The organism is Pseudomonas soli (assembly GCF_021283165.2).
In the GTDB taxonomy this organism is placed as follows: domain Bacteria; phylum Pseudomonadota; class Gammaproteobacteria; order Pseudomonadales; family Pseudomonadaceae; genus Aquipseudomonas; species Aquipseudomonas soli.
Window position 1 is genome coordinate 4,392,571 of record NZ_CP128543.1, and the last position, 20,979, is coordinate 4,413,549.

Sequence of the window (20,979 nt, forward strand, 5' to 3'; positions counted from 1 at the left end):
GCAGGCGTCAGGATCGGTTCTGGGCTAGTGCCGGTCAAAGACCGTTCGCAGCACAATGGTCGAGGGAAAAGAAAGAATGAGCGCGGTGGCGAGTCAAAGAAAAGCGCCGCAAGCGAAAGCGCACTGCGGCGCATACAGAGTTCCAAGCAAGTTACCCAAAAAAAGCCGTCAATGGGCCTTGCTTCCACTCATAGGCAATATTTAGATATCATGAAAAACGATGATATTTAAGATTGGAATAAAAATGAAAAATATCAAGAGTATGGATCTCAACTTGCTCAAGGCGCTGGACGCATTGTTAGACGAACGCAATGTGACACGGGCGGCGGCCCGTCTGGGACTAACCCAGCCGGCCTTGAGTGGCATGCTGACGCGGTTGCGCGAGAGCTTCGGTGACCCGCTTTTCGCGCGCTCGCAGCGGGGTATCGTTCCAACGCAGCGGGCGCTGGATCTAGGGATGCCTGTCAAGCAGGTGCTCGCCGAAATCGACGCGCTGCTCCAGCCACCTTCCTTCAATCCGGCCACCGCACAACTGACCTTCTCCATCGCCGCGACGGACTATGCGCTGCGTGCCGTTGCTGTCCCATTTCTATCGGCACTTAAACGGCACGCACCGCGTGTACGAGTCTCATTAGTGCCAGTCGAGAGCGGGCAGCTACAGAACCAGCTTGAGCGCGGTCAGATCGATTTAGCCCTCCTGACGCCAGAGATCACTCCGCCAAATCTGCATGCCCGAGAGCTGTTCAAGGAACACTATGTGTGTGTCCTGCGGGAAGACCATCCTGCGGCTATGGGGCGCAAGCTGACCGTTAAACAGTTCTGTGCTCTCGACCATGCGCTTGTTTCCTACGATGGTGGAGGTTTCCGCGGCGTCACCGACGATGCGCTAGAACAGTTGGGCAAACGACGCAGCGTCACACTGTCGGTCAAGAGCTTTCTGATCTTGCCAGACATCCTGCGTGCCAGTGACATGGTTGCGATCTTGCCGAGCCGCTTGGTCGCCGGTATGGACAAGCTGGCTATCTCCCTGCCGCCGGTGAAGATACCGGGGTTCACCAAGACGGCTGCTTGGCACGAACGCACCCATCACGATCCAGCACATCGCTGGATACGAGCACTGCTGTTCACTTCCTGTGCTAACAACAAGTAGGCAAGATCGCTCCTATCGTCATGCTCAGCACAACTCTACCTCGCACTACAAATAAGCAATCAGTCGGCTCAATTGGAGACGCGCCCTTTCGTAGCGCCGCTGCGAGATAGCCTAGTCGGTGGATGGCAGAACCTAGGCCTTGATATCATATTTTATGATATCAAAAATAGAAACTTAGGATTTCACTTATTGCAGATGGAGGCTCATGATTTGCTCCATGACCACTTGAATGACGCAGCCACCCCTGTTGCGTCATCGACATTTTGTGAAGGAGCTTCGATATGAGCAAGCAACAGAACGCCATCCTCTGGCCCGAAGGCTACACGCCGGGCTTTACTGAGAATTTCGCCTCCAATGAGATCATCGCCGCCGGCTTGAGCGCGGCCGACGTATGGCCTCTACTCGTCACACCATCGCTGTGGCCAAGCTACTACGCCAACTCGGCTAACGTGTGCTTTCATGACGGCAAAGGCCCGGTACTGGCCGACGGCGATCGGTTTTACTTCGAGACCTTCGGCTTCCCGGTAGAGGGGCAGTGCAACGAATACGTGCCACCTGCGGATGGGCAACCCGGCCGCGTGGCCTGGCACGGCTGGTCCGGCGAGGAAGGCACAGATACGCGCCTGGATGTGCATCACGCCTGGCTGGTTGAGAACCTGGACGGCAGGCGCGTGCGCATCCTCACGCAGGAAACTCAGAAGGGCAAACCGGCCGAGGAGCTGCACAACGCCAAACCCAACCCGATGATCAACGGCCATCAGGACTGGCTCGACAGCTTGGTCGAGGCAGCGCGCAAAGCCAAGCAGGCGTAGTGGTCTCCGGCCGCTTGATCCCAAGCGTCTGAACGGAGAAAACCATGATGAGAACTCCCCTCAGGATTCTGCTGGTCCTGACTTCGCAGGCAACGATGGGCGACGAACTGCTCAACCGCGAATGGTTCCGCAGTCGGACCGAAGCGAAGGTGCTGATCGAACGTTGGCGACAGTTCTACAACGAGCAGCGGCCGCATAGCGCGCATGCTTACAAACCGCCGGCGACGATCCGGCGCAACTGGATCCAATCCGATAGCATCCCCTCCGAACTCACTGCCTGACTGGCTACAAAGTTCGTACTCAGGTCACCTTGGCGCAGGCACTGAAGGTGGAGCCACCCGGAATGGGTGCTCCCACCGCCTTACGCGCACTGGCTCGAACTCTCCCGAGGCGCCGGCAAGCTCGTCACATAGCGACTAGAGAGAGGAGGTGACCGTACGAGTTCCCAGCGCCCGATCCACTCTGGGAGCTGGGTCGCCTAGCGACTACGCTACCAATGGAGCTAGCGATCAACTCGATAACTTGAGCGTGATAACGCCCAGGATGATCAACGCCACGCCAAGGTATCGCATCAGGGAGGTTGGGTCGCCATAGAAATGAATTCCGACTAAGAAAGTTCCCGCCGCTCCGATACCCGTCCACACCGCATAAGCAGTCCCAATCGGTATCTGACGCTGAGCAAGCCATAGGAAGGCGCCGCTAATTGTCATGAAAGAGACGGCTACTGCGACCCCACTCCAACGCGATGTTGGCTCTTGCGCCATTTTCAGCCCGACCGGCCATCCGATTTCAAACAATCCAGCCAAAACAAGATAGATCCAACCCATTGCGATTCTCCTTCAAATTTTTCATATCCGGCATACATACTCCGGCATGACCACCAGCTTAGAACTTCGGCGGCTCTTTAGGCGTGGTGTGGGGCACATCGCCATCTTCGTAAAAGCGCTTTCGCGTAGCCTCGGCAACCCGGTTACATAGTTGGTCGCCCAGCATTGGTCGATCCAACTTGCATTGCTTGCGCAACTCTTTCAGACGCTCAGGATTGAGCGCTAATTCATCGACTGTCGGAAGGTTGGCTTTATCTGGTTTCCCAGATGGGCTGCAGGCTGCCAATGTCGAGGAAAGCAATATGAGAGCAATCTTCTTCATGGTTAATTTTCTTTGGGAGATTGTGTGATGGTTTACCGCCGACCTTTGGCATCTGGAGATTTGATCGAATGAACGCGTTCCATGAAGCGAGTCAGCATTTCTGACGGCTCGCTGGCCGGCCGTAGTAGATAGGTCGTGAGCATTGGCGAACGTCCAGTCAGCGGCCGTGCGACCACCCCCTGTTCCCTGCTGGCTGTGATATGCGCGCCTCCTGTGAGGCCTAGTGCAAGTCCCGCCGAAACCAGGACCATCATTAGATCGCTGGAAGTCACGCGTTCGGCAATCAGTGGCTCTATGTCCACGCGACGTAGCACCCGTTCAACTTGCCGAGCATGGCCCTCACACGCCACCGCGTCGCAGAGCACCAGCGGATACCGCAACAGCTCTTCTAGGGGAATCTGTTTGTGGGATAGCAAGGGGTGCCGTGCGGGCACAGCTACCATCAGAGGGTCACTCCACACCGGCACGGCGATGATGCCTTCGCCGACTTCATCCGATTGAGCGAAGCCGAGATCGTACAGTTCGCCACACAATCCCTTGATTTGCTGTGCCAAAGGCACCTCGAAGAAGCGAACTTCCACTTCCGGCTCTTCCTGCCGGCAGAGCGCCAACAACGCAGGCAGGCGCGATGGCGTGATTCCATCAGACAATGCAATACGGAGCTGGCAATGAAAGCCATTGGCTGCGGCGTTCACACTGTCGCGCGCCTGCTGCAAAGCTGCGAAGACACGCGGCACGCTCTCAAAGAAGAGCCTGCCCGCACGAGTCAAGCGGGTGCTCCGAGTGGTTCTCGCAAATAGCGCTACGCCCAACTCTTCCTCAAGTTCCTTGATGGCGCGCGACAGCGGCGATGTCTCTATGTGGAGGCGCTCTGCGGCTCGGGCAAAGTGCAGCTCCTCTGCCACCGCCAGAAAGTAGCGCAGGTGTCGAATTTCCATGTTCGCATTCCTCATCACTCAGGCCTCACCACCTTCGCCTTGCGTCACGCTATTTAGCTAGCCTTCGCAAGCTGCTCCAGCATGTTTCTGCGATCAAACAGGAGAGCCGGATAATGCTTTTGCCAGGACGCCCCATTGCATGGCTGTCTCGGCCCGCGTGCGGATCAGCGAAGCCTGCGCTGACAGCACCCCGGCCTCAGCCTCGGCCACCACCGTGGCGTCCACTTGTCCCGCCTCGAACAGACGTCGGCTGCGATCGAGCTGACGCTCCGCGACTGCGACACCCTCGGCCTGATGCTCCAGTGCTGCGTGCTGCGTATGCCAACCGAGATATGCGTTCTCTACGTCCTGCAAAGCACTCAACAAAGTGCGCTCGAACTCCGCACGGGCAGCTCGGCTGCGCGCCTCTCCGGTCTCGATGCCGGCACGGATCGCGCCACCATCGAAGATCGGCAACGACACCCCGGCCCCAAGTGAAAAAATGTTTCCAGTGATGCGGGTTCCCACACTCTCTACGCGCTGCCGTCCGCCGCTCAGGTCCAACACCAGCCTGGGGAAGCGTTCGCCTTCGGCTGCGTTCCAGCGCGCGGTTTCGGCGGCGAACTTCGCTTCGGCGGCGCGCACGTCGGGCCGCTCACTCAGCAGGTCCGCAGGTATGCGTGTCGGTGTCCAGTCCGGGACGGCGAGCGACGCAAGAGTTGGGGAAGCTGCAGGCGCTCCGGGCGTTTGTCCCACTAGTACATCGAGTGCATGCGTCGCCTCGCCGCGCGCACGCCGCAGTTGCTCTTGCTCCACGCGCAGTGCGACGACGCCGGCGCGGGTACGCTCGATGTCGAAGCCGGTAGCTTGTCCGGCCTCGAACTTCCGTTGCATCAGCAAGACGAGTCGTTCTGCGGATGCCAGCCGCGCCGCGGCTAGCGCTTCGAGCTCACTGGCTTGGCGCTGCTGCACAGCCGCCGACACTGTTTCAAACGCGACCTGCCACCGCGTGGCAACCCACGCTTGTTCGGCTGCCACCGCATCCAGGCGCGCACCTTCTGCTGCCTGCGAAAGCCGTCCCGACAGGTCTGCCTCCCACGATGCGGACAACGTGGCGCGGCCATCATTGCCGATTGCAACGTTCTCTGAATAGTCGCGTCCTCGAGTTGCCTGCGTGCCCGCGGACAACGAGGGGAGCAGGGAGGCCCGTGCTCGCCGCGTGGCGGCCGATGCCTCGTCCACGCGCGCTCGCGCAATCGTCAGTTCGGTATTGCGCTCCAGCGCCGCCCGGACCAAGGCATTGAGGTGCGGATCGCCGTAGGCCGTCCACCAATCGACGGGAAGAGTACGGCGGGACGATTTGTCCAAGATGCCTTCACCTCCCTCTTCATTTGAGAAATGGGCCGGTACATCCAGGCGAGGTGGATCGGCAGAGTGCGGGGCATGGCTGCAGGCCGCAAGAAGCAGTAGCGGAGAAATCATGGCAATGAGGCGATAGCGTTCAAGAATTTGAGACATGGCAGCTCCTTGCGTTCCGAAAAAGTCTTGACGGACTGTTGTATGGCTTCTACTATACCGTCTGGACTGTATATGACTCAAGCTTTTTTGGAGCACGACCATGCCGCCCCGCGCGAAAACAAAGTTGCCCCCCCCGTCCACTGCCCATAGCAGCGCCGATGCGCAGCCCGGCCTCCAGCAAGGAGCCCAGCGAACTCGCGACCGCATCCTGCAGGCCGCCCGCGAACTGGTGCTGGAGGAAGGTGCCAGTCGCTTGACACTGGACGCCGTCGTTGTGCGGGCCGGGTTGAGCAAAGGGGCGTTTCTCTATCACTTCAAGACCAAACGCGATTTGTTCGTGACACTGATCGACGAGATGATCCGGGCGTTCGACGCGGTACAAGCCAATCACGAGCGCAGGTTTGCCGGAGATCCGGACCCCTGGCTGTCGAGCCAGGTGGAAGCGATGCCCGACGACGAGATGCAGAAGATGGGCGCAGCGCTGCTCGCGGCAGCTGCGGAAGATCCAACACTTCTCGACCCACTGCGCGAGTGGTACCGCGTGCAGTACGAACGCGTGCGTCGATCCCCGCGTGGCACCGAGACCGCGGCACTCATCATGCTGGCATTGGATGGCGCCCTGTTCGCCGATCTTCTGGGTTTGCCAATACTCGCACCCGCAGAGCGGCGGCATTTCTTTCGGGCGCTCCAGGATCTCGCCTCGGGCCATCTCGAACTTGTCCCGGCAAAAGGACGCACATGAGTCGCGTCCGTAGCGGTGTCATGACCGCGTGCGCACCGCGCTCCTTGGCGGTTGCTTGCACACTATCCATTTCGACTCTGCTCTCAGGGTGCGGAAACTCGCAATCCACCGTATCCGAGCCTCCGCGCGCAGTGAAGCTCGCCGCCGCGCAGTCGGATCTCCCGCATAGCTCTCGCATCGAATTGACTGGCTCGGCGCGAGCAACCGAGCGCAGCATCCTAGGATTTGAAACAGGAGGACGGATCGCCAAGTTGAACGTCGACGTGGGTGAACGGTTCTCCCGCGGCCAAGTCCTGGCAGAACTTGATGCGCAACCTGACCGGCTTCGCGTGACACAAGCGCAAGCATCCCTGGCGGCCGCCGAAGCCGGCCTGATGGATCGACGTGTACAGACAGATCAACAGCGCCGGTTGCTCGAAAGCGAAGTCATCTCCCCTGCTGCGTTCGAGAGCGCGAAGGCGCAGCTAGCGGTCGCAGAGGGTCAAGCGCGCACTGCCAAGGCGGCGCTTGGCCTGGCCGAACGAGCACAACGTGGCACGATGATCGTCGCTCCTTTCGATGGTGTCGTGGCGGAAAAGCTGGCTTTGGCGTTCACCGACATTGCTGCTGGTGCGCCGGTATTTCAGGTCGACGGCGTGCGCAGTGGCACTGAGATCATCGCGAACGCGTCTACTACACAGGCACCTCACATAGATGTCGGCCAACGCGCAGAACTGAGCTGGAGCGGAGCCGAACAACCAATCCGAGCGGTGGTACGTCGTGTCGGTCTGCGCGCCGAAAATGGCTCGCTCCTACCCGTGGTGCTAGTGCCTGAAGATAACGCGCAAGCGCGCGCACTTCGGCCAGGTATTCCCGTACAGGTCGTGCTCGACGCACCTGCGGCAACCTCCAAGACCTCTCGGCCCGAGACTGTATCCATACCTTATGCCTCGCTGGTGCTCGGCACGAAGCCGGGCGAGGCTTCCGTCTTCGTCTACACCCCTGAAGATAAGAAGGTGCACCGTCGCGCGGTGCGCTTCACGCCGGTACAGGAAGGAGACAGCGCGCGCGTCCTCGCTGGACTCAAGCCCGGCGAGACGGTGGTTGCCGCCGGAGGAGGATGGCTCACCGATGGACAGCCAGTGACACCACTGGAAGCCACCACTCAATTGACCAAGCGCTAACGCGATCCACCAGGTTACTTCATCATGAAGATCACCGAGATGGCGCTGCGCGCCAGTCGACTTACCTACTTTGTAGCGCTCATCATTTTCGTCGCCGGCATCGCGACCTTCCTGAATTTTCCTTCTCAGGAGGAGCCGACTGTCACGGTCCGCGATGCGATGGTCACGGCGTTGAACCCGGGGCTGCCCGCCGAACGCGTTGAGCAACTCATTGCCCGGCCGATCGAGGAGCGCTTGCGCGAACTGGCAGAGGTCAAGCGCGTGACGAGCACCGTGCGCGCAGGCAGCGCCATGATCCAGGTCACGATCTGGGACCGCTACACCGACTTGGCACCGATCTGGCAGCGCGTCCGGGCCAAGGTCGCCGATTCGAAGGATGCCTTACCACAGAGCACGATGGGGCCTTTCGTCGACGAAGACTTCGGCCGCGTCGCGGTTGCCTCGATTGCGGTCACTGCACCAGGTTACTCCATGAGCGAGATGCGCGTCGCGCTCAAGCAGATGCGCGACCGCCTGTACACCGTGCCTGGTATTGAGCGCATCACTTTCTACGGCCTGCAGGAAGAGCGCGTCTATCTCGAATTCGATCGGCCTAGGCTCGCGCGATTGGAGCTGACACCACAGGGGGTGATCGACCAACTCGTCAAACAGAACGTCGTCGCTTCGGGTGGACAAATTGTTGTCGGCGGCATCAATGCAACCTTGGCGGTCAGTGGCGAAGTGCGTGACGCTCCCTCCCTGCGAGCAATGCCGATCGCGCTGCCACGACCGCAAAGTAGTACGGCGCCCGTGCCGACGATCGCATTGGGTGAACTGGCGCAGGTGAGTGTGCGGCCAGCCGATCCGCCGGAATCTGCTGCCATCTACAAAGGCCAGCCCGCTGTCGTCATGGCGGTTTCGATGGCCTCCGGTCAGAACGTGGAGCAGTTCGGAAAAGCGCTCAAAGCACGGGTTGCAGACCAGGAGAAGCTGCTGCCGGCGGGTTTCGATCTGTCATACGTCACTTTCCAGGCCGATGTCGTCAAGCACGAGATGGGCAAAATGAACCACGTCATGATGGAGACGATCATCGTCGTCCTCGGTGTCGTCGTGCTATTTCTCGGTTGGCGCACCGGGATCATCGTGGGCATGATCGTGCCGTTGACGATCCTCAGTGCACTCATCGTCATGCGCGCGATGAACATCGAGCTTCAGAACGTCTCGATGGGCGCCATCATCATTGCGCTCGGCTTGTTGGTGGACAACGGCATTGTGATTGCCGAAGACATCGAACGCCGCCTGGCCGGTGGCGAAGATCGTAAGCATGCCTGCCTCGAGGCGGGCCGCACGCTCGCCATTCCGCTGCTCACGTCCTCGCTCGTGATCGTGATCGTGTTCTCGCCGTTCTTTTTTGGCCAGAACGCCACGAGCGAGTATCTGCACAATCTCGTGGTCGTGCTGGCACTGACGTTGTTCGCTTCGTGGCTGCTGTGCCTGACTGTCACGCCCCTATTGTGCTACCACTTCGCCAAACCCCATCACAAGCAGGAGCAGGGCGACGCCTATGACACCCGCTTCTACCGTGGCTACCGGCGCGTACTGGAGTGGGTGCTCCACCATAAGGCGGTCTATGTAGCGTCGATGATCGCGGCGCTTGCCATTGCGCTGTATGGCTTCACCACCCTGCCGTACGATTTCATGCCCAAGTCCGACCGGCTTCAGTTCCAGATTCCGGTGCAGCTCGCCCCCGGTACCGACTCGCGCGAAACGCTCGCCCGCGTGAAGCAGATCAGTGGTTGGCTGGGCGACACGAACATCAATCCAGAAGTCTCCGATCACATCGGCTACGTCGCCGATGGTGGCCCGCGCTTCATCCTTAGCCTGAATCCACCACTGCCGGCATCGAACATCGCGTACTTCGTTGTCACATTGAAGCCGAAGAGCGACATCGACGCCGTCCTCGCCCGCACCCGCAGCTACTTTGCGCAAGCACATGGCGACGTGCGCGCCGAGCCCAAGCGTTTCTCGCTCGGTGCGACCGAGTCAGGGACTGCCATTTATCGCGTCAGCGGTCCGGATGAGGAGGTATTGTTGGGGGCCGCGTCCAAAATCGAAGCAGCGCTGCGCAAGCTGCCCGGCACCATCAACGTCAAGAACGATTGGGATACGCGCGTTGGCCGCATCGACGTACGGGTCGACCAGGACCGCGCGCGTCGGGCGGGCGTGACGACTGAAGACATCGCTGGCGGGCTGGATGTCCGCTACAGCGGCAGATCGATCTCGGTTATTCGCGACGGTGACACCTCCGTCCCGATCGTCCTGCGCAGTATCGTAAGCGAGCGTCGCAGCACGGCAGACGTAGGCGCGACGCTCATCTATCCCACCAACGGCGGTCCAGCGGTGACGCTGGCTCAGGTCGCAGACGTATCGCTCGCGAGCGAGCCCTCGGTCATCCAACGGCGCAATCTCATCCGCACGATCACCGTGCAAGGACAGAACACCTCTTACACCGCCCAGGAGATCATCAACCGCCTGGCGCCTAGCGTCGCTGCCCTGGACCTGCCCGCGGGCTACTCGGTTGAACTTGGCGGCGAGATCGAGGAAGCCGCCGAATCGAACGCCGCGCTGTCGACCTACATGCCCCTCGCATTTCTGGCGATGCTGATGCTGTTCGTATGGCAGTTCAATTCTTTCCGCAAGCTCGGTGTGATCCTCGCGACGATCCCTTTCACGCTTATCGGCGTGGTATTGGCTCTGAAGCTGACCGGCACACCTTTCAGCTTCATGGCGACCTTCGGCGTACTGGCCCTGTTCGGGATCATTGTCAACAACGCCGTGCTCTTGCTGGAACGCATCGACCAGGGGCTAGCGGAAGGCCTGCCACGCCATGAAGCCTTGGTTGGGGCCGCGATACAACGGCTTCGTCCAATCGTGATGACCAAGGTCACCTGCATTTCGGGACTGGTGCCACTCATGCTCTTCTCCGGACCATTATGGAAAGGGATGGCGATCGCGATGATCGGTGGGCTGGCACTCGGAACGCTGGTGACGTTGGGCTTGATTCCGCTGCTTTACGAAGTCCTGTTTGGAATCAAGCGAATTGGGCCGTGGAACCTGAGTGTCGCCACCGCGCATGGAGATCGCTCATGAGTCTCTTGCGAGCCGCCGCGTGCTGCGCATTCTCAGAATTCGTATGCACCCACGCTTCATGCGTATGTCTCGCTAGGCTTATGCGATTCAGCACCCATCCGCTGATCTGGAAATCCTGGTCGATTGTCATTGCCGCAGGGGTTCTAGGAGCGGGCTATCCACTGGGCCTGCGGGCCATCACGGCGGGCGGTCCGATGCGCTGGGTCGGCCTCTGTGTGGCAGTGACGTGCATGGCGGCCAGCGGCGCACTTTTGTGGTTCGCGCTCAAGCGGATTCCGATCAGCGCGGCCTCTGCAGCCTGGGCAGGAATCGGGCTACTTGGAAACTTGGGCGTCGGCGCCCTCCTACTAGGCGATGTCGCATCGGTAACGCGCTGGTCTGGCACCGCCCTCATCGCAGCAGGCATTGCCTGTCTTAGTTTCGTTTGATCAAGGAGACCCATTATGAAGAGCAAAACTGCATTGATCCGCGGCGGCATCTTTTTTTGCGTAGCAGGCGCGCTCTCTGGATGCGCGACCAACAGCATGACGCGCTCCGGATTTCTCGGCGACTACGAGAAGTTATCGCCGACACGATACGAGAACGTACTGATGTACCGCGCAGCGGGATTCGAGCCCAAGCGTTATGCCGCTGTCGTGGTGGAAGAAGCGCAGATCAAGACCGCCTCGGGTCGCATCGATGGGCTCGATGACGCGCAGCAGCGCGAAGTGCTAGACCATGTGACGAGCGAACTGAAACGCCAGGAAGGCAAAAGTCCCGCCCCCCCAGGTGGCGCGGGACAGGTTCGGGTGCGTGTAGCGGTCACCGAACTGCAGACACCGAATCGGGCAGTCAATGCAATGACGACCCTGCTGGTTGGACCCGTGACGACGGGTGGTGCCAGCCTAGAGTTCGAAGCAGTCGATTTAAGGACGGGACGCCGGGTTGCTGCCGCCAGTTGCTTCGAGCGCGGCAACGTCATTAAAGAGTTCGCCGGTTCGTACACATTGCTGGGTCATGCCAAAGCGGCGATCACGAACTGCATCGAGCGCATCGACAGCGCTTGGCGGGACACGCAGCCATGAGCAACGCTTCACAGGCTTGGCTCCGGCAGGATGCCATGGTCGGCGGTGATCACAAATGGCTGGCGGGTGGCGACTGGACGATAGAGCACTACGCCAGTCTGGCAAAATCCGTGTCCGCCGCCCGCATCAGTCATGCCGAGGGGTACGCCACTCCCTTACTCGACTGGACGCAAGTCCAGAGACTGGACACCGCCGGCGCGGCTCTGCTGGTGGAAATTCTCGGGCCAGACTCGATACTCGACCGGCCGGAGGCAGCTCCAAATCTGTCCTCGGATCGCCTCGCCCTAATGAGAGCGCTGGCCGCCGCTGCTACCGATCAGCAGAAGACGGAGAAAGCAGCGGTGAGCGGGAATCCTCTGCTCCGCGGTCTGGGACGCATAGGCCTGACCTTGGAACAGGGCTGTCGTGCGTGTCTTGGTCTGGCCGGGTTCGTGGGCCAGATCATCGAAACATGGAGCCGTACCGTTCGTCACCCGCGTCGCTGGCGCGCGACCTCGGTGATCGCTCAAATCCAGCGATCAGCGGTGGACGCCATTCCCATCGTGGCGCTACTGAGCTTCATGGTAGGAATGGTGGTGGCGTTCCTGGGAGCAACGGTGCTGGCCAACTTCGGTGCGAGCATCTTCTCGGTGCATCTGGTCGCCTTCTCGTTCATGCGCGAGTTCGGAGTGCTGCTCCCGGCCATATTGATTGCAGGCCGTACCGCAAGCGCGTACACCGCCCAAATCGGTTCGATGAAGGCAAATGAAGAGATCGATGCGCTTCGCTCCAACGCGCTCGACCCCATCGAGTTACTGGTGCTGCCACGCGTGCTGGCGCTTCTTGTGTCCTTGCCACTGCTCACCTTAGTAGGCATCTTGGCTGGCATTGCGGGCGGCGCCACCGTATGCGCACTGAGCTTGGAAATTCCTCCCGCACAGTTCCTTGCCATCGTGCAGGAAAAAATCGAGGTGCGCCATTTTCTTGTCGGAATGAGCAAGTCCCCGCTCTTCGCGGTGATGATCGCCGCTATCGGCTGCCATGAAGGGTTCAAGGTCGCCGGTAGCGCTGAGTCGGTAGGCGACCACACGACGTCTAGTGTCGTGCAATCAATCTTCATGGTGATCCTGATAGACGCCATCGCTGCACTGTTCTTCATGGAGATGGGCTGGTGAGCGCGGTGAAGCAAGACACCGACAACGGTGTGCGACACGCTATTGAAGTGCGCGGCCTGGACAACAGGTTTGGAACCCAGCAGGTCCATCAGGACCTAGACCTGGACGTGCGGCGCGGGGAAATCCTTGGCGTGGTGGGAGGGTCAGGCACCGGGAAATCCGTGCTCTTGCGTAGCGTCGTCGGGCTGCAGAAGCCGCATTCGGGCGTGGTCCGTATCGGGGGGCGCGACCTACTGCGAGCCCAATGGCTTGCGCGCGCGCGTATGGAGCGAAGGTTCGGCATTCTGTTCCAGAAGGGCGCGTTGTATTCATCGCTGACCGTCTTGGAGAACGTCGCTCTTCCTTTGATCGAGCATGTCGGTCTGGCGCGGCCTCTTGCCGAGCGTTTGGCAAGAAGCAAGCTGGGCTTGGTGGGGTTGCCTGCCGGAGCGGGAGACAAGTATCCGGCCTCGTTGTCCGGAGGCATGGTGAAACGAGCAGCACTGGCGAGAGCCTTGGCGCTTGATGCGAACATCCTGTTTCTTGACGAACCCACCGCAGGACTGGATCCAATCGGGGCTGCATCTTTCGACCAATTGATTCTGACCCTGCGCAATGCACTGGGCCTCACGGTGTTTCTGGTAACCCACGACCTCGATACGCTGTACACCATATGCGACCGTGTCGCGGTCCTGGCGAACCAGAAGGTACTCATCAACGACGGCATCGAGGCAGTCGAGCGCTTCAAGCACCCGTGGATACAGGAATACTTTCACGGCCCCCGTGGCCGTGCGGCCGCACAGGCCACTGGTGCTTCCAGCCAAGAGACGCAGCCATGAAACCCCTCCGCATCTGCATCATTCTTCCGTCGCGCACGCATTGGGCTGGGCGCACGCAATATTTAAACTCTGAGAACGAGGTGGTCTGATCATGGAACCACGTGCCCATCATGTATTCATTGGTCTGTTCGTCGTGCTGCTCGGTGCGATTGGTATTGGCTTCGCGCTTTGGCTCAGCGACACACGTTCCGACCACGATTACCAGTATTACCGGATTATGTTCGATGAGCCAGTGACCGGGCTTACGCCCGGCAGCCAGGTTCAGTACAGCGGAATCACGATTGGCGAAGTCGTTGCACTTTCTCTTTCACCGCGAGACCCAAGGCGGGCGATAGCGCGCGTACGCATCAATGCCACCATCCCGGTCCGGCAGGATACCCGCGCTGAATTGGTCATCACGGGAATTACCGGCAACGCGGTGATCGAGTTGAGCGACGGTGGGCCAAACGTGCCATTGCTGGATCGGAGAGAGGACGAGGAACCGTTGATCCTCGCACCACGTTCGGCGATGGCATCCCTGGTCTCCGGTGAGGGGAACAGCATGACGACACTCAACGGCATCTTGCTGCGCACGCAGGAGTTACTGTCGAAGGAGAATTTGGCTCTTGTGCACCGCAGTCTGGTGAATCTTGAACAGACCACGGGCGCGGTCGCTGACCAGAGGGCCGAGATCGCGACGTTAATCAGCAATCTGACCGAAGCAAGCAGAGAATCGACAGCTGCCGTGCGCCAAGCAAATAGCACTCTTCGCGATGCCAACCTGCTACTAAATAACGATGGTAAGCAAATCATGGTGAACACGCGTGATGCAACGGCATCCCTCGAACGCGCCGCTTTCAGGGTTGAGACGCTACTGCAAAACAATCAGGAATCGCTGAACCAGGGCTTGGCCGCCACAGGTCCTGCCATGCACGAACTCCAGCAGGCGCTGGCCAATCTAAACACCGTGCTGCGCCGACTGGATCGCAATCCGGCGCAATACCTGCTCGGTGGAGAGAACATTGAGGAAACCAAGCCGTGAACACTTCCGCCAGGATGATTCCCGTCGCTGCCGTGACTATGACGCTAGTACTCGGCTTGTCCGCGTGCAGTGTGCTTCCCAAAGCAGCTCCAATGGTCACCTACAAATTGCCCGACTATCACATCGCCCAGGCGGAGAGTACGCCGCGCGCCGTTCCGGGACCCGGGGCGCTGCGCGTCTACGCCCCTGAGAGTAGTCGCGTCCTGGATTCGGAGCGGCTGTTCATTGCGCAGCCCGATGGTCGCTTGTCGGCTTGGCAAGGAGTGCGTTGGGCCGACCCCGCACCGGTGCTGCTGCGTGACCGAATCGTCGAAGCCTTCATGCGCGATGGGCGGTCGACTTCCGTGATTACCGATAGCACCCCAATGAGCGCCGATATGGAGTTGCGCAGTACGCTGCGGGCGTTCCAGCTCGAATACCGCGGCACTGAAGCGATCGCCGCGGTTCGGCTCGATGTGCAACTGGTCGATCCGGCCAAACGGACTGCTATTGCCAGTAGACGCTTCGAAGCAATCCAAGCCACAGGCAGCAAGCGAGAGGCCGATGTGGTGAGCGCGTTCGGTGTCGCCACGGATATATTGGCCGGGCAGATCGTTGAATGGGCAGTTCAGGTCGGGGCAGCGCGTTTGCGAGTTGCACCGGAATTGGCAAGCAACCATGCACCCACAGCGTCGTCGATAAGCACAGACTAGTCGTCTTAACGGAGCACAGAAGCTAGGGCCAAAACGCTGCTCGACACCTTAACTCGGTACGACAGCCTACGGCCCCGATCCAATCCCAGGACCTCTTTGCCGTCCAACCTCCCATGACACACCGCCGCCGCGTACAGTCGCGGCGATCTGCTGCCCCAGTCGTGGCTCGATTATCGGCCGCCAAGGCACCAGACTGAATCCCATGCCGTCATCGAGCAGCGCATAGCGACCGCTGGCGAGCATGACCGAGCGCCGGTAGATGCCGGCTACGCGCTGCCCGTCTGTGACGTGCCGATGCTCCAATCCGCTATCGGCGGCAATGTGCTGGGCGGCCTGCGCCAGCTCCCGATTGCGCAGCGTTTCCAGCAGATTCCGGGAGAGAATCAGCCGCTGCCCGCGCCGCTGGGCCAGCCCCTGTTCTTCGAGGAAGTCGGCGCGCTGCTGCAAGGCTTGCCTAGCATCGCCGCCAAAGCCCAGGTCGCCCAGTCCCTTGCCGCCGCCGATCAACTGCTGATCCAGCCAGGTCGCGCCGATGACGCGGGCCTGCCGTTCAATCGGCAGATGCGATTTCAGTTCGACCGCCACGCCGCCCAGCCGCTGCGCGTCGTACTGGCGGCCACGCTCGGCCAAGTCGTCCGGCACCTTCCATAACCCCTCGGCCACGCGCTCCACGATGCCGGCCCGCCGTAGGGCTTCCAGCCGGCGGATATGGGCCGCCACAGCCTCTTGCGGGTCGCGGCCGGGCTTGGCTCGGCCTTGCTCGATCGCCAGGTGGTGATCGGTGCGGTACAGGCCATTGCTCGCCAGCGTGGCGATGTTCTTGTCGGCCGCCCGCACCTCGGCGGAACCGCGTACCTCCACCACCGCGCCGATGGGATAGTTCGCCAGCTCGTCGCGGGCGTCCAACGCGACGTAGTGGGCTTTGCCGTCCAACCCGTCGATGACCAGATAGCCGCGGTCGTGCAGCTCGTCGGCCAGACCCTTAGCAGCCACGCGACCGACGATAGTGCGGCCGTCGTCGCCCGGCTCGAACACCGCCAGCTCGCGAGGCTTGCCGCTCATGGCCCGCTGCATCGTTCGGATGATGTCGCCACGCTCGCCCAGGGCACGCAAGGTCTTCTCCGCGTCCGCATGGACGGCCCAGGTGCCGGGCTGCACCTCGTCGGCCAGGCCCAGGCGCTGCAAGTGTTGCAGGCGGCCGATCAGCAGCAGGCGCTGGCGTTGCAGCCGGGGTTCGTTGAAGCGTTCGATCTGCACCCGGCCATCCTCGCCGGCCTCGCGCTGCAACGTGCGGTCGAGGCTCGTCCACCGCTCTTGCTCCACCTCGCGCTGCAAGGTCTGCTGGATCTCCAGTTCGGTGCGCGGCCCCAGCCATTCCGTCGCCAGCTCGGCGGCGCGATGGCGGAAGCCGTGGGCGATGTAGTCGCCCGCGATGATGAGGTCTTTGCCGGTATCGTCGCGTCCGCGCACGATCAGGTGCGTGTGCGGGTTGTCGGTGTTCCAGTGATCGACCGCCACCCAATCCAGCCGCGTCCCCAGGTCGGCCTCCATCCGGTTCATCAGGTGCCGGGTGTAGGTGCGCAGGTCGTCCAGCTCCGCACTGTCTTCAGGTGAGACGATGAAGCGGAAATGATGTCGGTCGTCCTGGCAGCGTTCCTTGAAGGCATCGAGGTCGGCTTCGTCGGTCTGCGGCCCGTAGGCACGGCCCGGCTCGCCGTTCCGGCCGGCACCGTCGCGCTCGATGTAGCGCAGGTGCTTGGCGAGCGACTGCGGACTGGCGTTGCGCTGGTTGACCAGCAGCGTCTTGATGGTCACGCGCCGTGACATAGGGGTCAGCTTTGCGCCTGCGAAGCGCGCCGCCGTATGGCCGCGTCCAAGCCGTGAGCCGGGCCGCTGGCCGGCGTGCTGGCCGCTCCCGCCAGCGGTAGGACGGCGCACCGCCGACTTGCCGCCGCTGGCCTTGCCAGCCTGCTTGAGCACCTTGGAAACGAAGCTCTGGCCCTGGCCTTTGCCTCGGTTCTTCGGCGCGCCAGGGCGCACCCAGAAATCATGGTCGCCGCGGTCGGTCATGGCTGTGCTCCCTGCAAGCTCCGGCGTGTCCGAGCGTGCGAAGCACGCGGACATGCCTGCATCGGCGCGTGCCTCGCGCCCCACGCGGCACGGCGGCGAAGCCGCGCCGTGCCGCGCCACCCCCACGTGCAGACTGGCTTTGCGGGCGGCAGAGTGCCGAACCCTTTTGTCTTGCCTTCCGCCTTTGCCCCTCGCTCCCGCTCCGGGCATCGGCGGCCCGGCGGCGCTGCTGCACGAGCAGCCAGCCCGCCGGCGAACACGCCAATGGCCGCAGGCCAGGCGCGTTCGAGGCAAGACGCCTGCACGTTGGGCGGCTGCGCCGAAGGCAGCGCGAAGTGCGGTGCGAATGCACCCGCACTGCACGCGCGACGACACGGCGACGAACAGTAGAACGACATGCCCGATGGCACGATGAGAGGCGCGGCAAAGTGCAGCGAATCGGCGGCCATCATGGACGTGTCTCCAGCCAGATCGGATGCGCAACGCCGATCACGGCGAACGCGCTGACCGGCCCGAAATAGCGGCTGTCGAACGACGCCGGGTTGGTCGCGCTCAACAGGAACAGTTCGCCCGGTTGGAGACGGCGGCAAAGCTGCAAGGATGGCAGCGGCCGGCCCAGCCGGTCGGCAGGCAGGGCGGCGGCCACCGGCACGCCGTCGATGCGAACCTGGCCGGCGACGATGCAAACGTGTTGTGGCGCGACTGCGCCCACACGTTTGAGCAGCGGAACGCGGGTCGGCAGGTAGCCGCGCTGCGCAGCCAGCATGGCGGCCCTGTCGGGCAGCGGCATCAGCACGATGCTGTCCACGGACAGCGGACGTGGCCGCGAGGCGGTGCGCGGGTCGAACGGTTCGATGCGATACCAACCGACCGCCACGCTGTCGGACGGGTTGTAGGCCATTCGCGGCAGGGGCTGCACGAACGCCGCCCAGGCCAGCGCAGCGAGGCCGACGGTGGCGAAGCCTGCCAGCACGAGGCGAGCGCGCAGGCGCGAGCGAGGATGCGGCACGGGGCCGGTCGTGGAAATCGTGGTCATGGCAATGCCCTCCCGGCCAGCCAGGCGGCGTGCCGTTCTGCGGTGTATGTGGGTAGCGCCGAGCGCGCTGCGAGCCGGTTCGCGAGCGTGCGCCAGTACGCGGGCGATGTGTCTGCGGCTGCGATGCCCAGCGCCTCGATGCCGTCGATGCGTTCCAGCACGGCGCGCACGTTGGCATCGCCTTCGGCGTGCAGCAGCAGACGCGCGCCCGGCTGCACGCCGGGGATGCGCTGCACGGCGTCCAGCGGCGTGGCGGTCTGCATCACCATGAGCTGCCAGCGGATCGTGCCGTAGTCGTTGGCCTGCCAACGGATGCGGCACAGAACCGCGTTCGGCAGGAACACGGCGCAGCGCCGCCAGCGGTCGAGCTGGAGCGTGCGCGCCGGTTCGCCGAAGCGCAGGTAGAGCTTGAAGCGCGGTTCGATGTAGGCCAGCGCCACGCGCGTCAGCGGCACGTTGCCGGCCTGGCCGGCGAGTGTCGAAGGCGCCGGCGGCGGCGCAGCCGTGGGCGCACTTGCTTTGGGGGTGTGGGCGGTCGAAGCGGATGCGTTCACGGCGTGCCCTCCGGGGGAAACTCCCGCTCCAGCAGGTCGCGCAGCAGTTCGGCTACGGTCACGCCTCGCGTGAAGGCCGACACCTTGATGCGCGCCCGCATGGCGGGCGTGATGTCGAGCGTCAGTCGAGCGGTGTAGAGGTCGCCTTTCTGCACGGCATCTGCGTCGCCCTGGCGAATCCACGCTTCGGCGTGCGGATTCGCTGGGGGACGCGCACCGATGCCGACGCGCTTGCTGCGTGGTGGTGGCTTCCCAGTCATGTCGGCCACCGCAGCAGTTCGTCGGTGAGCGCGGCGATCTCGCGGGCAGCGGCGCTGTCGGGCGCGGTTTCGCGGGCGAGCCGGCCAGCGGCTACGCTGTCGGCAAAGACGATGCGCTGGTGGATCTCCGAGCGCAGCGCGGGCAGCGGCTGTTCGGCCAGCGATTGCCGTGCCTCCCTGCCGATGATGGTGGTGCTGACGCGCCGGTTGATGACGAAGGCCGCGCGCAGCGCTGGCCGGAACACCTGTGCTTCGCGGATCAGTGCGACCATCTCGGCAGAAGCCCATACGTCGTAGGGGCTGGGCTGCACGGGGATCAGCACGCGCTCGGCCGCCAGCAGCGCGGAACGCGCGAGGGCGGCGATGCGCGGCGGGCCGTCGATGATGATGTGATCGGCCCGCCTGGCGAGTTCTGGCGCTTCCTGATGCAGCGTTTCGCGGGCAAGGCCCACGGCGCTGAACAGACGGGGCAGGCCCTGCTGGCTACGCCGCTGCGTCCAGTCGAGCGATGACCCCTGCGGGTCGGCATCCAGCAGGATGACATGCAGGCCGCGCATCGCCAGTTCGCCGGCGATGTGCGTGGCGAGCGTGGTCTTGCCGACGCCGCCTTTCTGGTTGAGAAACGCGAAGATCATGGCGCGGCCCTCCGAGCTGGAAAGCCGGCCTGGCCGTGCCGTTTCGTGGTTGTCCACCGAAACGGCGCGCTTCTACTAAAAGTTATGTATTTCTTGTTAGGTAAGTTAGAGGGAACGCAAACCCGCGCCGTTGTTGGCTTTCCGGCGTTTTCGTACTCCTGATAGCACGAGGGTCGTACTCCTGATAGCACGATACCCGGTACTCCTGATAGCACGAGGCCGTCCACAGGTTCTCCCGCAGTTATCCCCGTGCCGCGTGCGGCACGGGCCGGAAGGTCAGCAGCTCGGTGTTGTCGTCCGGCATCCGCTCGATGCCGAGGACGTAGCCGGGCAACGACTGCCGCGCCACCAGGGCGCGCACGTCGTAGGCGAAGTCCGAGAAGCGGGCCGCGCTGCCGGATTTGCGGTACAGGTGTCGGAAGTCGAATTGCCAGCCGTGCTCCTGCCGCCCGCCATGCTTGCGCACCAGGCGGTACAGCCAGCGTTCGATACCGCCCTTCAAGCGGAAATAGGCCGGGTCGATGGTCAGCACCAGGGCGGCGTCGAGCACGCCGGCATAGAACCAGTCCGGCAAGATCAGCTCGATGCCCAGCGGGGTGCCGCTGGCGTCGGCGAGTTCCTTCCACTCGTTGATCCACGAGAAGCGATGCAAGCGCCTTCCCGTGGTTTCGCGGATGGACGTGGCCACCGTGGTCGATTGCAGCCGGTCGAGGGCGGCCTTCAGGCGCTGGTAGTCGTTGAGGGACGTGCCGCGCCCGATGAAGCGCAAAATCTCGTAAGGCGTGGCGCGTATCCAGCGCGACGGGCGCAGGCCCGCGTCGCGCGCCTCCACGATCTGCGAGGCGGCCCATATCAGCACGTCGGCATCCCATATCGTTGCGATGCCGTGCTCCTGCGTGCCTTCCACGCGAATGGTGACGTTCCCGCTGCGGAAGTCGATCGGCGCCGTGCGCCGCGACTTGGCAAGCGAGAAGAACGGAAAGGCCATCAAGTCCTGGGAATCGCGTGGCGCCATGTCGCCCGGCAGCGCGCGGAACAGATCGAGCTGTTCGCGCTGCGGCAAGGCTTGCCCTGGCGGGCTGGACATGGCGAAGG

The 20,979-nt window shown here is 62.3% G+C and carries 21 protein-coding genes and 1 pseudogene; 12 read left to right on the forward strand and 10 right to left on the reverse strand.

Features of this window, described 5'->3' with window-relative positions:
* The first annotated feature begins 244 nt into the window (after nucleotides 1–244).
* From LU688_RS20310 to LU688_RS20320, 3 genes and pseudogenes are all read left to right on the forward strand, one after another.
* Nucleotides 245–1,150, forward strand: coding sequence for a LysR family transcriptional regulator (locus tag LU688_RS20310; protein WP_023093368.1), 906 nt, complete (start codon nucleotides 245–247; stop codon nucleotides 1,148–1,150).
* Nucleotides 1,151–1,431: 281 nt separating this feature from the next.
* Entirely contained in the window at nucleotides 1,432–1,962 is a 531-nt protein-coding gene (locus tag LU688_RS20315; RefSeq protein WP_000043569.1) for an SRPBCC family protein, read from the forward strand.
* A 101-nt stretch (nucleotides 1,963–2,063) separates the two neighbouring features.
* A pseudogene (locus tag LU688_RS20320) lies at nucleotides 2,064–2,243 on the forward strand (integrase core domain-containing protein); the annotation flags it as partial.
* A 228-nt stretch (nucleotides 2,244–2,471) separates the two neighbouring features.
* On the opposite strand, the gene LU688_RS20325 reads toward LU688_RS20320, so the two are convergent.
* From LU688_RS20325 to LU688_RS20340, 4 genes are all read right to left on the reverse strand, one after another.
* Entirely contained in the window at nucleotides 2,472–2,789 is a 318-nt protein-coding gene (locus LU688_RS20325; RefSeq protein ID WP_000539741.1) for a DMT family transporter, read from the reverse strand.
* Nucleotides 2,790–2,847: 58 nt separating this feature from the next.
* Nucleotides 2,848–3,111, reverse strand: a complete 264-nt coding sequence (locus LU688_RS20330) for an EexN family lipoprotein (RefSeq protein WP_000717310.1) — start codon at nucleotides 3,109–3,111, stop codon at nucleotides 2,848–2,850.
* Nucleotides 3,112–3,143: 32 nt separating this feature from the next.
* The gene (locus tag LU688_RS20335; RefSeq protein WP_000405670.1) at nucleotides 3,144–4,049 is read right to left on the reverse strand and encodes a LysR family transcriptional regulator; all 906 of its coding nucleotides are present in this window, start codon (nucleotides 4,047–4,049) and stop codon (nucleotides 3,144–3,146) included.
* A 93-nt stretch (nucleotides 4,050–4,142) separates the two neighbouring features.
* Complete coding sequence (locus LU688_RS20340) at nucleotides 4,143–5,546, reverse strand: efflux transporter outer membrane subunit (protein ID WP_000078291.1); 1,404 nt, start codon at nucleotides 5,544–5,546, stop codon at nucleotides 4,143–4,145.
* Nucleotides 5,547–5,646: 100 nt separating this feature from the next.
* Between LU688_RS20340 and LU688_RS20345 the strand changes: the two genes are divergently transcribed.
* The 9 genes from LU688_RS20345 to LU688_RS20385 all read left to right on the forward strand — a co-directional run bounded on the left by LU688_RS20345 (nucleotide 5,647) and on the right by LU688_RS20385 (nucleotide 15,329).
* A complete protein-coding gene (locus LU688_RS20345; protein WP_023093369.1) occupies nucleotides 5,647–6,288 on the forward strand; it encodes a TetR/AcrR family transcriptional regulator in 642 nt (213 codons plus the stop codon).
* 131 nt (nucleotides 6,289–6,419) lie between these two features.
* A complete protein-coding gene (locus LU688_RS20350; RefSeq protein WP_225984323.1) occupies nucleotides 6,420–7,451 on the forward strand; it encodes an efflux RND transporter periplasmic adaptor subunit in 1,032 nt (343 codons plus the stop codon).
* A gap of 24 nt (nucleotides 7,452–7,475) precedes the next feature.
* Complete coding sequence (locus LU688_RS20355) at nucleotides 7,476–10,580, forward strand: efflux RND transporter permease subunit (protein WP_003092293.1); 3,105 nt, start codon at nucleotides 7,476–7,478, stop codon at nucleotides 10,578–10,580.
* Nucleotides 10,581–10,660: 80 nt separating this feature from the next.
* Entirely contained in the window at nucleotides 10,661–11,008 is a 348-nt protein-coding gene (locus LU688_RS20360; RefSeq protein ID WP_038421338.1) for a DMT family transporter, read from the forward strand.
* Nucleotides 11,009–11,023: 15 nt separating this feature from the next.
* A complete protein-coding gene (locus LU688_RS20365) occupies nucleotides 11,024–11,644 on the forward strand; it encodes a DUF3313 family protein (protein ID WP_000837791.1) in 621 nt (206 codons plus the stop codon).
* A complete protein-coding gene (locus LU688_RS20370; RefSeq protein ID WP_000063629.1) occupies nucleotides 11,641–12,798 on the forward strand; it encodes an MlaE family ABC transporter permease in 1,158 nt (385 codons plus the stop codon). The genes LU688_RS20365 and LU688_RS20370 overlap by 4 nt, the downstream gene beginning before the upstream one ends.
* A 5-nt stretch (nucleotides 12,799–12,803) precedes the next feature.
* Nucleotides 12,804–13,616, forward strand: a complete 813-nt coding sequence (locus LU688_RS20375) for an ABC transporter ATP-binding protein (RefSeq protein WP_024944155.1) — start codon at nucleotides 12,804–12,806, stop codon at nucleotides 13,614–13,616.
* A gap of 91 nt (nucleotides 13,617–13,707) precedes the next feature.
* Nucleotides 13,708–14,637 carry an MlaD family protein gene (locus tag LU688_RS20380; protein WP_000433686.1) on the forward strand — a complete coding sequence of 310 codons (930 nt, stop codon included), beginning with the start codon at nucleotides 13,708–13,710 and terminating at the stop codon, nucleotides 14,635–14,637.
* A 92-nt stretch (nucleotides 14,638–14,729) separates the two neighbouring features.
* Nucleotides 14,730–15,329 (forward strand): ABC-type transport auxiliary lipoprotein family protein, encoded by a 600-nt coding sequence (locus LU688_RS20385; protein WP_003124411.1) that lies wholly within the window; start codon nucleotides 14,730–14,732, stop codon nucleotides 15,327–15,329.
* A gap of 66 nt (nucleotides 15,330–15,395) precedes the next feature.
* On the opposite strand, the gene LU688_RS20390 is transcribed toward LU688_RS20385, so the two are convergent.
* The 6 genes from LU688_RS20390 to LU688_RS20415 form a co-directional block, all read right to left on the reverse strand.
* Entirely contained in the window at nucleotides 15,396–17,399 is a 2,004-nt protein-coding gene (locus tag LU688_RS20390; RefSeq protein WP_000132148.1) for a relaxase/mobilization nuclease domain-containing protein, read from the reverse strand.
* 448 nt (nucleotides 17,400–17,847) lie between these two features.
* Nucleotides 17,848–18,435 (reverse strand): S26 family signal peptidase, encoded by a 588-nt coding sequence (locus tag LU688_RS20395; RefSeq protein WP_003092304.1) that lies wholly within the window; start codon nucleotides 18,433–18,435, stop codon nucleotides 17,848–17,850.
* Entirely contained in the window at nucleotides 18,432–18,989 is a 558-nt protein-coding gene (locus LU688_RS20400; protein ID WP_023093372.1) for a DUF2840 domain-containing protein, read from the reverse strand. Before LU688_RS20400 ends, LU688_RS20395 begins: the two co-directional genes overlap by 4 nt.
* A complete protein-coding gene (locus LU688_RS20405) occupies nucleotides 18,986–19,249 on the reverse strand; it encodes a hypothetical protein (protein ID WP_000147048.1) in 264 nt (87 codons plus the stop codon). The genes LU688_RS20400 and LU688_RS20405 overlap by 4 nt, the downstream gene beginning before the upstream one ends.
* Entirely contained in the window at nucleotides 19,246–19,884 is a 639-nt protein-coding gene (gene parA, locus LU688_RS20410; RefSeq protein ID WP_003092312.1) for a ParA family partition ATPase, read from the reverse strand. Before parA ends, LU688_RS20405 begins: the two co-directional genes overlap by 4 nt.
* Nucleotides 19,885–20,125: 241 nt before the next feature.
* Nucleotides 20,126–20,971: a replication initiator protein A gene (locus tag LU688_RS20415; protein ID WP_022652188.1), complete on the reverse strand. Its 846-nt coding sequence runs from the start codon at nucleotides 20,969–20,971 to the stop codon at nucleotides 20,126–20,128.
* Between the last annotated feature and the right edge of the window lie 8 nt (nucleotides 20,972–20,979).

What these genes read in the sequence shown, in the direction of transcription:
- LU688_RS20310 (WP_023093368.1), top strand. Translation starts at nt 245, where the DNA reads ATGAAAAATATCAAGAGTATGGATCTCAACTTGCTCAAGGCGCTGGAC.
- LU688_RS20315 (WP_000043569.1), top strand. Translation starts at nt 1,432, where the DNA reads ATGAGCAAGCAACAGAACGCCATCCTCTGGCCCGAAGGCTACACGCCG.
- LU688_RS20325 (WP_000539741.1), bottom strand. Translation starts at nt 2,789, where the DNA reads ATGGGTTGGATCTATCTTGTTTTGGCTGGATTGTTTGAAATCGGATGG.
- LU688_RS20330 (WP_000717310.1), bottom strand. Translation starts at nt 3,111, where the DNA reads ATGAAGAAGATTGCTCTCATATTGCTTTCCTCGACATTGGCAGCCTGC.
- LU688_RS20335 (WP_000405670.1), bottom strand. Translation starts at nt 4,049, where the DNA reads ATGGAAATTCGACACCTGCGCTACTTTCTGGCGGTGGCAGAGGAGCTG.
- LU688_RS20340 (WP_000078291.1), bottom strand. Translation starts at nt 5,546, where the DNA reads ATGTCTCAAATTCTTGAACGCTATCGCCTCATTGCCATGATTTCTCCG.
- LU688_RS20345 (WP_023093369.1), top strand. Translation starts at nt 5,647, where the DNA reads ATGCCGCCCCGCGCGAAAACAAAGTTGCCCCCCCCGTCCACTGCCCAT.
- LU688_RS20355 (WP_003092293.1), top strand. Translation starts at nt 7,476, where the DNA reads ATGAAGATCACCGAGATGGCGCTGCGCGCCAGTCGACTTACCTACTTT.
- LU688_RS20360 (WP_038421338.1), top strand. Translation starts at nt 10,661, where the DNA reads ATGCGATTCAGCACCCATCCGCTGATCTGGAAATCCTGGTCGATTGTC.
- LU688_RS20365 (WP_000837791.1), top strand. Translation starts at nt 11,024, where the DNA reads ATGAAGAGCAAAACTGCATTGATCCGCGGCGGCATCTTTTTTTGCGTA.
- LU688_RS20370 (WP_000063629.1), top strand. Translation starts at nt 11,641, where the DNA reads ATGAGCAACGCTTCACAGGCTTGGCTCCGGCAGGATGCCATGGTCGGC.
- LU688_RS20380 (WP_000433686.1), top strand. Translation starts at nt 13,708, where the DNA reads ATGGAACCACGTGCCCATCATGTATTCATTGGTCTGTTCGTCGTGCTG.
- LU688_RS20385 (WP_003124411.1), top strand. Translation starts at nt 14,730, where the DNA reads ATGGTCACCTACAAATTGCCCGACTATCACATCGCCCAGGCGGAGAGT.
- LU688_RS20390 (WP_000132148.1), bottom strand. Translation starts at nt 17,399, where the DNA reads ATGACCGACCGCGGCGACCATGATTTCTGGGTGCGCCCTGGCGCGCCG.
- LU688_RS20395 (WP_003092304.1), bottom strand. Translation starts at nt 18,435, where the DNA reads ATGACCACGATTTCCACGACCGGCCCCGTGCCGCATCCTCGCTCGCGC.
- LU688_RS20405 (WP_000147048.1), bottom strand. Translation starts at nt 19,249, where the DNA reads ATGACTGGGAAGCCACCACCACGCAGCAAGCGCGTCGGCATCGGTGCG.
- parA (WP_003092312.1), bottom strand. Translation starts at nt 19,884, where the DNA reads ATGATCTTCGCGTTTCTCAACCAGAAAGGCGGCGTCGGCAAGACCACG.
- LU688_RS20415 (WP_022652188.1), bottom strand. Translation starts at nt 20,971, where the DNA reads ATGTCCAGCCCGCCAGGGCAAGCCTTGCCGCAGCGCGAACAGCTCGAT.